The sequence below is a fragment of the Burkholderia sp. ZZQ-2 genome, assembly GCF_050768715.1.
GTDB lineage: Bacteria > Pseudomonadota > Gammaproteobacteria > Burkholderiales > Burkholderiaceae > Burkholderia > Burkholderia cepacia.
Map to the genome: position 1 here is coordinate 116,788 of NZ_LDVA01000260.1, position 12,095 is coordinate 128,882.

13 protein-coding genes are annotated in these 12,095 nt (G+C 66.7%); 4 read left to right on the forward strand and 9 right to left on the reverse strand.

The genetic code is table 11. The annotated features are described in order from the left end of the window. Positions 1–120 precede the first annotated feature (120 nt). The 4 genes from ABY44_RS18705 to ABY44_RS18720 form a co-directional block, all read right to left on the reverse strand. Positions 121–498, reverse strand: coding sequence for a DUF2946 domain-containing protein (locus ABY44_RS18705; RefSeq protein WP_060173648.1), 378 nt, complete (start codon positions 496–498; stop codon positions 121–123). 92 nt (positions 499–590) lie between these two features. Continuing rightward, entirely contained in the window at positions 591–1,085 is a 495-nt protein-coding gene (locus ABY44_RS18710; RefSeq protein ID WP_060173647.1) for an SRPBCC family protein, read from the reverse strand. 58 nt (positions 1,086–1,143) lie between these two features. Further along, positions 1,144–1,446: a 2Fe-2S iron-sulfur cluster-binding protein gene (locus ABY44_RS18715; protein ID WP_027789629.1), complete on the reverse strand. Its 303-nt coding sequence runs from the start codon at positions 1,444–1,446 to the stop codon at positions 1,144–1,146. Positions 1,447–1,528: 82 nt separating this feature from the next. After that, a complete protein-coding gene (locus ABY44_RS18720) occupies positions 1,529–3,433 on the reverse strand; it encodes a sigma-54-dependent Fis family transcriptional regulator (protein ID WP_060173646.1) in 1,905 nt (634 codons plus the stop codon). Between the two features lie 504 nt (positions 3,434–3,937). Here ABY44_RS18720 and ABY44_RS18725 point away from each other — a divergent pair. From ABY44_RS18725 to ABY44_RS18735, 3 genes are all read left to right on the forward strand, one after another. Continuing rightward, complete coding sequence (locus ABY44_RS18725) at positions 3,938–4,129, forward strand: DUF2964 family protein (protein WP_011354307.1); 192 nt, start codon at positions 3,938–3,940, stop codon at positions 4,127–4,129. A gap of 239 nt (positions 4,130–4,368) precedes the next feature. Beyond that, entirely contained in the window at positions 4,369–4,656 is a 288-nt protein-coding gene (locus tag ABY44_RS18730) for a DUF1488 domain-containing protein (RefSeq protein ID WP_011354308.1), read from the forward strand. Between the two features lie 233 nt (positions 4,657–4,889). Next, the gene (locus ABY44_RS18735) at positions 4,890–6,854 is read left to right on the forward strand and encodes a serine protease (protein WP_060173645.1); all 1,965 of its coding nucleotides are present in this window, start codon (positions 4,890–4,892) and stop codon (positions 6,852–6,854) included. A gap of 90 nt (positions 6,855–6,944) precedes the next feature. Here ABY44_RS18735 and ABY44_RS18740 read toward each other — a convergent pair whose 3' ends face one another. Further along, positions 6,945–8,246, reverse strand: a complete 1,302-nt coding sequence (locus ABY44_RS18740) for an NCS2 family permease (RefSeq protein ID WP_021163282.1) — start codon at positions 8,244–8,246, stop codon at positions 6,945–6,947. 819 nt (positions 8,247–9,065) lie between these two features. Here ABY44_RS18740 and ABY44_RS18745 point away from each other — a divergent pair. Then, complete coding sequence (locus tag ABY44_RS18745) at positions 9,066–9,344, forward strand: hypothetical protein (protein WP_006480752.1); 279 nt, start codon at positions 9,066–9,068, stop codon at positions 9,342–9,344. A 148-nt stretch (positions 9,345–9,492) separates the two neighbouring features. Here ABY44_RS18745 and ABY44_RS18750 read toward each other — a convergent pair whose 3' ends face one another. The 4 genes from ABY44_RS18750 to ABY44_RS18765 all read right to left on the reverse strand — a co-directional run bounded on the left by ABY44_RS18750 (position 9,493) and on the right by ABY44_RS18765 (position 12,083). After that, positions 9,493–9,867 (reverse strand): DUF2917 domain-containing protein, encoded by a 375-nt coding sequence (locus ABY44_RS18750; protein ID WP_027789627.1) that lies wholly within the window; start codon positions 9,865–9,867, stop codon positions 9,493–9,495. A 314-nt stretch (positions 9,868–10,181) separates the two neighbouring features. Beyond that, positions 10,182–10,559 carry a DUF2917 domain-containing protein gene (locus tag ABY44_RS18755; protein ID WP_059698527.1) on the reverse strand — a complete coding sequence of 126 codons (378 nt, stop codon included), beginning with the start codon at positions 10,557–10,559 and terminating at the stop codon, positions 10,182–10,184. A gap of 251 nt (positions 10,560–10,810) precedes the next feature. Further along, positions 10,811–11,098 carry a hypothetical protein gene (locus tag ABY44_RS18760; protein ID WP_027789625.1) on the reverse strand — a complete coding sequence of 96 codons (288 nt, stop codon included), beginning with the start codon at positions 11,096–11,098 and terminating at the stop codon, positions 10,811–10,813. A gap of 79 nt (positions 11,099–11,177) precedes the next feature. Continuing rightward, the gene (locus ABY44_RS18765) at positions 11,178–12,083 is read right to left on the reverse strand and encodes a metal-dependent hydrolase (RefSeq protein WP_027789624.1); all 906 of its coding nucleotides are present in this window, start codon (positions 12,081–12,083) and stop codon (positions 11,178–11,180) included. Positions 12,084–12,095 lie beyond the last annotated feature (12 nt).

Sequence of the window (12,095 nt, forward strand, 5' to 3'; positions counted from 1 at the left end):
TACGACGCCGCGCGCAACACGGTGAGTCATGATCGTCCTTCGAAACGTGACACGTCGCGCACGCCGGCGGCGTGCGCGAGCCGCGCGATGCGCTACGGCATCACGGGCGTTGACGACGAATCAGGACGTGAACGGAGGGGCGCGCGGTTGCGCGGCCGTGAGCGGCAGCGCGCGGCGCAGGCTTTCGAAGCGGGTCGCTTCGCGATGCTGAATGATGTGCACGTTGGCCGCGAACGTCAGTTCGGGCGCGGGCAGGGCGGGCGTATGGGCGAGCAGGCTGCAATAGCCGCATGCCTGGAGGTGGGCCTGCAGGCTCTTTCGCGACGCATCGGCGGAGTGCTCGCCGGTGGCCGGCGCGGCCGTGCAGTAGCCGGCCAGCAGCGTATCGACGCGCTGCTGCGTCGTCAGGGCCTGCGAGATCGTCGGTGCGAGCGCCGTCATCAGGATGGCGAGCATCCCGATCAGACTGCCGATCTTCCGGAGACGACGACTCAGCATGCGATGCGCGGCGGCGTAGGGGCGACGATGGAGCGGATTATGCCACGCACGTCGAGTCGCATGTCGGCACAGCGGTGCGGCGTTGCGGCGCGCTACGCGTGCCTGGCCAGGTATTTCGCGATCAGGGTCATCTGCGCGGCCCAGCCCTGATCGTTCATCTCGCGCGCCTTCGCGCGGCGCGTTTCGATCAACTGATCGAAGCCCGTTTCGGTGACCGTGAGCAGCGTGCCGCCGGCCTGCGCCGCGAGCGTGAACGTGACGAGCGTCATCGGCTCGGATGTGTAATCGACATTCGGGTCGATCGCGAACGGATGCCAACGAAAGGAGAACAGTTGTTTCGGCTCGACGCGATCGACGACGATTTCGAACACAGTGCCCGCATAGGGCTCTTGCGCCTTGGCGACGTCGTCGTCGACGCGGGTCGGCGTGATGCGGCCGAACAGCGGCTGCCCGGCCGCGAACGGCCCGTCGAACGAGACGCCGAACCACTGGCCGAATTCGCCGGAATTGCTGATGGCTTCCCACACGCGGTCGGGCGATGCGTTGAGCAGGGCCTGTTTTTCGATGCGATCGGTTTGCTGGGTCATGACGTTCTCCACACAGGATCAACCTTTGCCGGACGGCACGCGCGACCGCGGGCCGCGTCTAGTCGAGCATGACCGCGTCGGGCACGTCGAGCACGAGGTCCGACGTCGCGACGGCCACGCACGGCAGCGTATAGCCGTCGGCCTTTTCCTCGCGGCTCAGCCCCGGCCATTCGATCGTGTAGCGTACGCTGCCGCTGACGATCCGGCAAAGGCAGCTTCGGCATGTGCCGTTGCGGCACGAACGCGGCAGCGACACGCGCGCGAACGCGGCGGCTTCGAGCAGTGTGAGCGAATCGGGCGCATCGAAGGTCGCGCCGAGCGGCTCGATGCGCACGAGGGGAGGGTGTTCCGGATGGGTCATGGCGAAGGCGGGCGGCGATTCGGCGGCAACGCGCCAAGCATACCCGAACGGGCTAACGGCCGGCGTCGGCCGGCCGCCGGTGTCAATGCCGGCGCAGGTGCCGGTACACGGTATTGCGGGCGAGGCCGAGCTCGCGCGCGGCCGCCGACACGTTGCCGCCATGCCGTGCCAGCACGGCATCGATCACCGCGGCCTGATGGTGTTGCAGCGTCGTGCCTTCGTGCGGGCCGGCCGATGCGGCCGGTGCCGCGGATGACGGCGCCGCCGGCGCGTCGTCGCAGTCGAGCCAGAAATCGTCGGGCAAATGGGTGAGCGTGATTTCGTCTTCGTCCTCGGCCAGCATGCCGGCCGTGCGCAGCACGTTGGTCATCTGGCGCAGGTTGCCGGGCCAGCGGTGGCGCGTGAACGCGTCGAGCACGTCGGCCGCGATGCGGCGCGGCATCGGTTCGCTGCGTGCAAGCCGCGCGAGAATCCGCTCGACGAGCGCGGGCAGGTCGGTGCGTGCGGCGAGCGCCGGCAGCGTGACCGCGAGCCCGTTGATCCGGTAGAACAGGTCTTCGCGGAACGTGCCTTCCGCGATCATCGCGCGCAGGTCGCGATGGGTCGCGCAGACCACGCGCACGTCGACGGGCACCGCGCGCGCGCCGCCGAGCGGCATCACCGCGCGTTCCTGCAGCACGCGCATCAGCCGGACCTGCTGCGCGAGCGGCATGTCGCCGATTTCGTCGAGAAACAGCGTGCCGCCATCGGCCTGCACGATCTTGCCGGGGCTGCCGCGCTTGCGCGCGCCGGTGAACGCGCCGTCCTCATAGCCGAACAGCTCGGCCTCGATCAGCGAATCGGGCAGCGCCGCGCAGTTGACCGCGACGAACGGGCCGTCCGCGCGAGGCGATGCCTGGTGCAGTGCGCGGGCGAGCCATTCCTTGCCGGTGCCGGTCTGGCCGAGGATCAACAGCGGCAGGTCGCGCCCGCGGATCTTCGCGACGCGTTCGAGCACGGCGGCCATGCGTGCGTCGCCCGTGTCGAGCGTTGCGAACGTGATCGCATCGGGGTCCGCTGTGCGCACGCGTGCAGCGGGTGCGGGCGGCGTGACGGCGACGGCGGTCTTGTGCGCTTCCGCGAATTCGCAGCGCGCCAGCACGCGTACGCCGGTCGACAGCGTGAGGCGGAACATCGCACCGGGTGCGCGTGCCGCCTGCTGCGCGAGCTGGCTGAAGCGCATGCCGAACAGCGCGTCGCTGGCCTGATGTTGCAGTGCGTCGAACGACGCGCCGAGCTGGAATTGTGCGCTGCGGTTCGCGGCGATCAGTCCGCCGTCGGGGCCGAAGGCGACGAGCCCGGCGAACAGCGAATCGACGCATTCCTCGTGCGCATGAAAGCGCAGCCGCAGGGCTTCCGCGCACTGGTTCGCGAACAGGTGGTTCTCGATCAGTTGCGCGGACATCCGCACGAGCGCGAGCGTGTGCGGGCTCGAGCCGCGCGGATCGCCGCTGACGTCGAGCGTGCCGAGCGTGCGGCCGAACGGGTCGAAGATCGGCGCGCATGAGCAGGTGAGGATGTGGTTGGCGCGCAGGAAGTGTTCGTCGCCGTGCACGGCGACGGCCTGGCCCGATGCGAGCGCGGTGCCGATCGCGTTGGTGCCGCGTGCGCCTTCCGCCCACGAAACGCCCGTGCACAGCGCGACGCGGTTGGCTTTTTCGATGAAGTCCGCGTCGCCGATGCTGTGCAGGATGACGCCGTCCGCGTCGGTCAGCAGCACGAGGCTTTGCGTGTCGGCGATTTGCGCGTGGAGGTTCTCCATGACCGGGCGGGCGTGCGAGAACAGCGCGTGATTCGTGTCGAGCAGTTCGCGCAGCGCGATGCGCGACAGCGGCGAGAAATCGGGACGTTCGTGCGCGCGCAGGCCGACCGCGGTCGAACGCGCATGCGCCTGCGCGAGCAGGTCGGTGCGACCCGCGGCGGCGGGCAGCACGAAAGGTTGCGGCATGACTTGTCTCCTGTCGACCCGAGTTAGCGCTTTAGCGCTTACTCGGGTCCCATGCTTCGCGGTCGGCCCGAGTTGGCGCTTTAGCGCTTACTCTGGTCCCGTGCTTTGCGGGCGACCCGAGTTGGCTTTTTAGCGCTTACTCGGACCCCATGCTTCGCAGTCGACCCAAGTTAGCACTCGAGCCTCTGCTTCACGGTCGACCCGGGTTACCACTCCAGCGCCACCCGAGCCCCACGCTCCTCGAATCCGGCCGATCCGGCACACACGTGCTCGCCGGATTCCTCTACCGGTTCCCGCCAGCGCGTGCGGCGCACCATCGACGCGCGAACGCCGGCCATCCGGGCACACATCATCATACAAGCGCCGCGTGCGATGTGCGACCGCGTATAAAATCCACTTGCTTTTAAATGCCCGCCTGCAATGATGGAAACGGAGCACGCACGCGCCGTGTTCCGCATTGCAACATGCATGCGACGTGACATGCATCCGTTCGGGAGACGCATCATGGTTCGGACGGAACTGAGAGTCGTGCTGGCGGCCATCGCCACATTCATCATGCTGGGCGGCATTGCCGTGGCGATCCACGGGCTGCTGTTCGATCTGACCGATGCGGTGCGATATGGGGCGGCCGCGATTGCGGTCGGCGCCACGACGGCCGCAATTGCGCTCAACGTCTGGCCCAACGACCCTCACTGACGCCGGTTTCCGAAACGGTGCCGGATGCCGCGCTGATCAGATGAAATGCGCGTCGGAACGACGCACGCCGTAAATTTTGTCTCCCGCGCGAAACCGTCTAAAGTGGAAAGCAACCGGCATGCATTACCCGCGCCATTACCCGCGGGCCGTGCCCCGCCGGCGAGCCCGCGTACATTTCGTCCGGCCGGTGGCGGACGACGGACGCGGTCATTCGTTTTCTACCGGTCGAGGCGGGTCCCATGCAAATCCATTTCACGAACGAGAAGCCCGAGTATTCGGGGCGCGACCTGATGCTTGCGTTCACGGCGTTGGTGAATGGCGAGCGCGTTCAATGTCAGATCACCGCCGAGGCGCTGGAAGACCACTTCGGTGCGGCTTCGCCGCGCTTCGAGGACATGGTCGGTGCATTCGACCAGCACCGCGACCGTATCGAGGCGGCTGCACGGCGCCTGCTGTCGGAGACGCGCGCGCAATGCGTGACGCTGCGCAGCGGCTACGTCCGCTTCTACGAGGCCAACTGGCGCTGACGACACGACGCCCGTCCTGCTGCGCGCGTCGCTGAACGCCGCGCACGCGAAGACGTTGCCTTTCATGCGATGCCGTTCGGCGGGCCCGGGCGGCATTTTCGTATGCGGGCCGCACCGGATTGCTGCCGCGCCCGGCCGGCTGCTAGTGTGCCGGCACGACCCGGCGTATCGATTCGTCAGGATCGCAGAGAAAATCATTCGAATTCCAATACAACAACAAGAGGGCACCGCACGTGGACAACCGTTCGGGATGGGGAAAGGCGCGCCGCCTGCTGGCGTGCGCATGGCTGGCCGCGGCCGGCCTGCCCGCCGCTGACGCGGCGGTTCGGTCACCCGACGCCGCAACGGGCAGCGTTGCGCGCGGCGAGGTCGATGTCGTCACGGGCGACGTCACGACCGGCGGCATCGTCGTCGCGCCGGGGCGCGTCGCCACGCTGTGCCATCGGCTCGCGGGCCGGGAATCGATCGACGTTGTCCCGGCCGATGGCCGCCGTCACCCCGCGCGTCTCGTTGCGGGCAACCAGGATCGCGATGTCTGCATCGTCGAAACGACGGAACTCGACGTTCCTGCTGTTCCTTTGACTGCACGAACCCCCGAAACTGCGAAGAAGGCCTATATGAGCGGTGCGCGCTTCGGCCGCCACGGCCTCGTTGCGGTGCGCGCGTGCTGCAATGCGTGGGTGGCGGACCACGGTGTGCATTTCGGTGTGGTTATGTCGCCCGACGAGACCGCACCGGTCGCGCCGCAGCCGGGCGCCGGCGTCTATGACGACCAGGATCGCCTGATCGGCATGGTTGTCGACCGCGCGGAAAAGACCGCGACGCTCTACATGGTGCTGCCGGTCGAATGGATCGCGACCGTGGCCGCGCGGATGCCGGCCGTCGACCTGCCGCTCGAGACGACCGCCTGGATGAGCCAGGCACGCGCGTACGATGCGGCGCAGGATCTCGACGGAATGATTCGCCACGATCGTGCATGGACGGCCGCGCGCCCGCAAAGCACGTGGGCCTGGAACCATCTCGGCAATGCATATCGCGCGAGCCGTTTGCCCGATCGTTTGACGCTCGCCCTGGCCGCCTATCGCCGCTCGGTCGAGATCGATCCGTCGTATGCAACGGGCTGGAACGGGCTCGGCGGGACCTACTCGGAAATGGGGCAGCCGGATCGCGCGATCGATGCATTCCGTTCCGGCATGCAGGCCGATCCGTCCGATGCGGTGATGGTCATGAACCTCGGTATCGTGTATTTCCAGCGCGACGACAAGGCTGCCGCGCGCCCATTGCTGGAGCGCGCGGTGCATGAATTGACCGGATTTCGACGGGCCTACGCCTGGGATCTGCTGGCCCGGGCGCAGGCGGACGGGCCGGCCGCCATCGGCGTGCTGCAGGACGCGGTGAAGGTGTTTCCGGACGATCCGCAGCTTTGGTACTCGCTCGGGCACACGCAGTACGAACTCGGGCACATGGCGGATGCGATCGGCAGCTACCAGCATGCGCTGACGGCCCTGAAAGCCCTGCCTGACAACCCCGTCGCGATCGCACGGGTCCAGGGTGCGCTGGCCCAGGCCTATGCACTGCACGACCAGCCCGACCAGGCGACTGCTGCGATGCGTCATGCGGTCGATGCGGCACCCGTCGATGCCGATTACTGGCTGCGGCGGGGCGCGCTCTACATGACGCAGTCGAACTTCACCGATGCGCTGAACGCGCTCGACCGCTCCATCGAGTTGAATGATCGCAACGCGCAGACGTGGGTGATGCACGGCACGACGCTGATGCAGCTTGGCCGGTATCCGCAGGCGGCAACGTCATACCGGCGCGCGATTGCGCTGGACGGTCGGCAGGCGGACTGGTGGAGTGCGCTCGCGAGCATGCTGAACGAATCGGGCCAGCCCGACGAAGCGATGGCGGCAGCCGGGCAGGCGTTGAAACTCGATCCGGTGAACCGGCTGGCGCTCGAGGCAACGGGCATCGCGGCGATCCGCGGCAACCGGCCCGATGCGGCGGTCGGGATCTTCGAGGGCATGAACCGCGCGTATCCCGACGACGCACACGTGATCGCCAACCTGGCGGTCGCCTATCGCCGCACCGGGCGGATCGATGACGCGATGCAGTTGTACCGCCGCGTCAAGACGCTGGATCCGCCGCTGGCGCAGCGGCTGTACGACGAGGAACTCAAGGGCGTCGCGACGCCGTGATGCGCGCGGGCGGGCCCGCGCGACCCGCCCAACGAAAACGCCACCCGAAGGTGGCGTTCGTTCGTCGTGCATCGCGCCGAAGCGCGACCGTCACTCGCTGCCGAGATAGAAGAAGCGGAACAGGAACACGGCCGCGATGATCCACACGATCGGCTTGACCGAGCGGGCCTGGCCCGTCAGCAGCTTGAGGCCGCCGTAAGCGATGAAGCCGAACGCGACGCCGTTCGCGATCGAGTACGTGAACGGCATCAGCAGCGCGGTGAGCGCGGCCGGCACGGCTTCCGTTGCATCGTCCCACGGCACCTCGACCATCTCGCGCAGCATCAGGCACGACACGTACAGCAGTGCCGGTGCCGTCGCATATGCCGGCACGACGCCGGCGAGCGGTGCGATGAACAGGCACGCGAGGAACAGCACCGCGACGGTGATGGCCGTCACGCCCGTGCGGCCGCCGGCCTGCACGCCCGATGCGCTTTCGATATACGCGGTGGTCGACGACGTGCCGAGCACCGAGCCCGCGACGATCGCCGTGCTGTCGGCGAGCAGCGCCTTGTTCAGGCGGTTCATCTTGCCTTCGACGAGCAGGCCCGCGCGGTTCGCGACGCCCATCAGCGTGCCGGTCGCATCGAACAGCTCGACGAGGAAGAACACGAGGATCACGTTGATGATGCCGGTCGACAGCGCGGCGCCGATGTCGAGCTTGAACAGCGTCGCATCGATCGACGGCGGCGCGGAGAACACGCCGTGGAACTGGTTGCCGCCGAAGAAGAACGACAGGATCGTCACGCCGATGATGCCGATCAGGATCGCGCCGCGCACGCGCAGGTGGTCGAGCGTGACGATCGTGAAGAAGCCGATGATCGCGAGGATCGTCGTGGGCTTGTGCAGGTCGCCGAGCGTGACGAGCGTGGCCGGGTTGCCGACGATCACGCCCGACGTCTTCAGCGAGATGATGCCGAGGAACAGGCCGATACCCGCGGTGATCGAGATCCGCAGCGATTTCGGAATGCCGTTGACGATCGCCTCGCGCACGCGGAACAGCGTGACGAGCAGGAACAGGCAGCCGGAGATGAACACCGCGCCCAGCGCGGCCTGCCACGTGAAGCCCATCCCCTTGACGACCGTGTACGCGAAATACGCGTTCAGGCCCATGCCGGGCGCGCATGCGATCGGGTAGTTCGCGTACAGCCCCATGATGATCGATGCCAGCGCCGCGACGAGGCAGGTCGCGACGAACACGGATTCCTTCGGCATGCCGGCGTCGCCGAGGATCGCGGGGTTGACGAAGATGATATAGGCCATCGTCAGGAACGTGGTGACGCCCGCGAGTATTTCGGTGCGGAAGTCGGTGCCGGCTTCAGCGAAGCCGAAATACCGCTTGATGGATTCCATGAAGGCGTTTCTCCGGTCGGGTTGTCGTGTTGCTTGTTGTGCCGAATTGTTGTACGGGCAGCGGACGGCGGGCTTAATGTAACCAGCCACTATTGCCCGGCTATCGGCGGATTGTAATAGCGCGGATAGCTCGGACGATATAGTTGGGGGCACGATCGCAAGATCGGTCGGCTGCCGGCGCGCGAACGGTCTGGCAACCCGGCCGCGCGGCGAAGGCGCGCATTTTACCGGTTCGGGTGGAACGAACCGGAAGAAATGGCGGAAACGGGAGCAAGGCAAGGGGGCGAGGCAAGTGAACGGAGCCGGCCGATGCGTGCGCAACAACGTGCGAAGCGAGCGCAAACCGGACGTGCAAGCGGACGCACAAAGCGGCGCGCGGTGTGGCGCGCGTGGCGGGTGCGGGATGACATCCGGCTGAAACGGAGCGCCCGCATGCTGCACGAACGTGGGGCAGGCAGCACGTGCGCGGCCGGTGCAGAGGCCCGGCAGCGGCGTGCAGCCGCCATTCTTCAGTCCAGGCGGTTGCCGATATCGGGCTATCGTGCGCCGAAGCCGTCCCGCCCGCAACTGTCATGTCGTGATGCGGGGGCGACTGTGGTTTCTGTGTAAAAGATTGCAAGACCCCATCGCATAAACCGGCAAGTCTTTCTAGGATAGATACACCGCGCATGCACACGCCGGCCGGTAATTGCCGACGCGGGGGAGTCGCAGTCCGTGCAGGCCGGGCGGTGAAGTGCGGTCAAGGCCGTTGCGCGTTCGGGCAGGCACGGCCGATTGCGATTGCCCGATGCGGGTTCGTCCGTAATCACGGAGGTCAGCATGTTGAACTGGATCAGCCGTTGGGCGATGCGACACGCCCCCACGCCGGAAAAAACCGCTGCGTCGATGCTCGTGACGGCGCGCATGGAACTGTTCGCTGCCGAACAGCGCGTCATCGACGCGAAATTACAAGCGGATTACTGGCGCACACGTGTGTCATTCCTCGAGGAGGTGCAGAAGCAGGGCATCGATCCGTGGGTGACCTCGCAGGCAGCGCAACGCCCCGACCTCGATTCCACTCCCCGCAGCACGGGCCCGCGTCTCGCCGCCAGCACCTGATGCATCAGCTGCATCGCGGCGCGCGATCGCTCGCGGCACGCACCGGCGTGTCGCGTCATTCGATGCGCACCCGCGGCGCCTCATGCCGCGGGTGCGCCCGTTTTCGGTCGCGGCCGTTCTGCGTCTCGCGTGCCTGACGGCACGTCGCTCATCCACTCCTTCCCGCTATCCCGAAGAGCAAACGTTGCACTTGCGCGAGCGTGCGCCTGAAGCGCTCGCCGCGACGCACGTAAGCGGTCGTGAGCGTCGCTTCGGCCGGCCGGTCGGCAACGGTGCCGAGCCAGATGCGTTCGCCGCGTGCGATGCGCAGCACGTCGCCGGGCTGCACCCAGCAATCGTCGACGCTCGGCGGGCGCGTGACCCACAGCGCCGCGCCATGCGTGCGGAGCTCCGCGTCCCGCGGCGCGCGCCAGGTCATCGTCGTGCGCGGCGCGACCGCGAAACGGATCACGACAGTCGGTAACGCGATTGTGCCGGCGTGGCGCCGATCGGGACGGTCAAACAGCGGGCTTGCCTGGTCCATCGTCTTCTCCAGTGATTGAGCCGGATGGATGACGCGCACCAGAACAAAAAGGCCTCATCCGTTTCCGGCGAGGCCTTGTGTGACATGCGGTACTGCCCGATTGCTAACGCACAAGCGCCTCCCGTGAACCATTCTTTCGAATGTTCATCGATCGATGAATCGAGGCGGAGACGAGCGTGTACGTAGGCATGCGAACGAGTTTGTCTTCGTGGAACGGCGTTGTCAACGACAATTTTCGAGATAGTGCAGGGGATGCGTCGGCGGCTGCGCGCGAGTGGCAGCGCACCCGGATCGCATGCGTCGCGACGCGTTCGTCATGAGCGACTTCGACATCGTTCGCGCAACAGGCTGCGCATTCGTACAAGCGCACGCGCGAGCCATGCACTGTGTCCCGTCGCGTACGCGGTCGTGATCGATGCTTCGGCCGGACGGGTGTCGTCGGTGCTCATCCAGATGCGATCGCCGCGCCGCACGCGCAGCACGTCGCCGGTTCGTATCCAGTAATCGTCGACGCTGCCCAGCCGCGTGACCCACAGCGTCGCGTCGTGCACGCGAATCTCGGCATCGTTTTGCGCGCGCCACGCCAGCGTCTTGCGCGGCGCGACCGTGAACTGGATCACGACCCGCGGCAACGCGATCGCATCGGTGCGGCACCGATCGGGGCAGACAACCAGCCGGCTTGCTTGGTCCATCGTCATCTCCATCCGTTGAGCCGGGCGGGATGACGCGCACCAAAACAAAAAGGCCCCATCCGTTTCCGGCGAGGCCTTGTGACATGCGCAACTGAATCTCGATGCTAACGCACAAGCGCCTCCAGTGATCGCCACGGATGGGCGTTCACTCGGTTTTCATGCGCGATGGCGGTGGGCTTGAGCATAAGCATGCGAACGAGTGTGTCGTGGCAGCGCATCAATGTCAACGGAAATTTCGAGATGCGTGACGGTTACGCGTCGCGTTGCGCGAGGCCGTTTACGAGCAGCTCGGACAGCAGGCCCGTCATCCCTTCCGGGTGCGTGGCCGCGCGCGCCTTCAGCTGTTCGACGAGTTCGGCGTTGAGCTTGCATGCGAACGGCACGAGGCCCTGTTCCTGGTCGAGCTTGCGCTGCGCGCGGCGGTCGAGCTTGACGGCTTCTTCGGCACCCTTGCCGAAACGTGCGGAGCTCGACTGCTTCATCGCGTGCGTCAGCTTGAGCGCCTTGTTCTTTTCGAGATCGGTTTTCTTCATGGCCATCGCGGCACCTCCGGGAAATTGAAGCCGCGATTGTACGCATTTCGGCGGGCGCCGCCCGTGGAGCCGGCAAGAAACCCGGTCAGGCGCCCTTCGTCGTGCCCCAGTTGCCGCCGTGCGCGGCCGCCTGTGCGGCCGGCGAGCGGGCGAGGTAGGCGAGCGCCTGTTCGGTCGAGCCTTCGTGATGCGGCGTATAGCCGGGCTTGAAATAGCGCAGCGCCGCGCCGATCACCTTCCAGAACGACGGCAGGTGCCCGCGCCGCGAGCCTTGCCACCACGCGAGCACGAAACCCGGGTAGCGGCCGGCGTCCGGGTCGCGCCGGTACATGAACTTCGCGCCCGTCGTGATGTAGTAGAGCAGCAGCAGGATCACGAACGCCATGTGCACGCAGCGCTCCGGATAGGTGCCGCCCATGTGCCGGTAGATGTCGAACGCGACCGTGCGGTGCTCGACCTCTTCCGCGCCGTGCCAGCGCAGCAGGTCGACCATCGTCGGGTCGGCTTTCCCCTCGTCGAGCCCGTGCGCGTTGAGCACCCAGTTGCCGAGATAGCCGAAGAAATGCTCGAGCGACGCGATCACCGCGAGTTGCTGCCGCAGCCAGAAACGCGTGTGGCCGATCTTCAGCCCGAGCGGCTGTTCGCCGAGCACGCGCGTGAACAGCCGGTTGAGCTTTTGCGTGAACGGCTTCGTGTCGATCCCGTGCCGGTCGTAGTAGTGCTTCAGCACGCCGCCGTGCGAACGCGAGTGCACGGCCTCCTGCCGCAGGAAGCCTTCGGCCTCGTCGCGCAGGCGCGCGTCGGTGATCAGCGGCAAGGCCTTGTTGTACACGCGGCAGAACCACAGCTCGCCTTCCGGGAACAGCAGGTTCAGCGTGTTGATGATGTGCGTGCTGCCCGGGTCGTTCGGCACCCAGGTGACCGGCGTGTCGCTGAAGTCGAACTTCACGTGCCGGGCCTTGATCTTGTGATAGTCGGCGGTATCGGTCATCTTTGTCTCCCT

Excerpts from the sequence above, each read along its gene's own strand:
- ABY44_RS18710 (WP_060173647.1), bottom strand. The coding sequence starts at position 1,085 with ATGACCCAGCAAACCGATCGCATCGAAAAACAGGCCCTGCTCAACGCA.
- ABY44_RS18730 (WP_011354308.1), top strand. The coding sequence starts at position 4,369 with ATGCAAATCCATTTCACGAACGAGAAGCCCGAGTATTCGGGGCGCGAC.
- ABY44_RS18720 (WP_060173646.1), bottom strand. The coding sequence starts at position 3,433 with ATGCCGCAACCTTTCGTGCTGCCCGCCGCCGCGGGTCGCACCGACCTG.
- ABY44_RS18740 (WP_021163282.1), bottom strand. The coding sequence starts at position 8,246 with ATGGAATCCATCAAGCGGTATTTCGGCTTCGCTGAAGCCGGCACCGAC.
- ABY44_RS18705 (WP_060173648.1), bottom strand. The coding sequence starts at position 498 with ATGCTGAGTCGTCGTCTCCGGAAGATCGGCAGTCTGATCGGGATGCTC.
- ABY44_RS18755 (WP_059698527.1), bottom strand. The coding sequence starts at position 10,559 with ATGGACCAAGCAAGCCGGCTGGTTGTCTGCCCCGATCGGTGCCGCACC.
- ABY44_RS18715 (WP_027789629.1), bottom strand. The coding sequence starts at position 1,446 with ATGACCCATCCGGAACACCCTCCCCTCGTGCGCATCGAGCCGCTCGGC.
- ABY44_RS18750 (WP_027789627.1), bottom strand. The coding sequence starts at position 9,867 with ATGGACCAGGCAAGCCCGCTGTTTGACCGTCCCGATCGGCGCCACGCC.
- ABY44_RS18760 (WP_027789625.1), bottom strand. The coding sequence starts at position 11,098 with ATGGCCATGAAGAAAACCGATCTCGAAAAGAACAAGGCGCTCAAGCTG.
- ABY44_RS18745 (WP_006480752.1), top strand. The coding sequence starts at position 9,066 with ATGTTGAACTGGATCAGCCGTTGGGCGATGCGACACGCCCCCACGCCG.
- ABY44_RS18765 (WP_027789624.1), bottom strand. The coding sequence starts at position 12,083 with ATGACCGATACCGCCGACTATCACAAGATCAAGGCCCGGCACGTGAAG.
- ABY44_RS18725 (WP_011354307.1), top strand. The coding sequence starts at position 3,938 with ATGGTTCGGACGGAACTGAGAGTCGTGCTGGCGGCCATCGCCACATTC.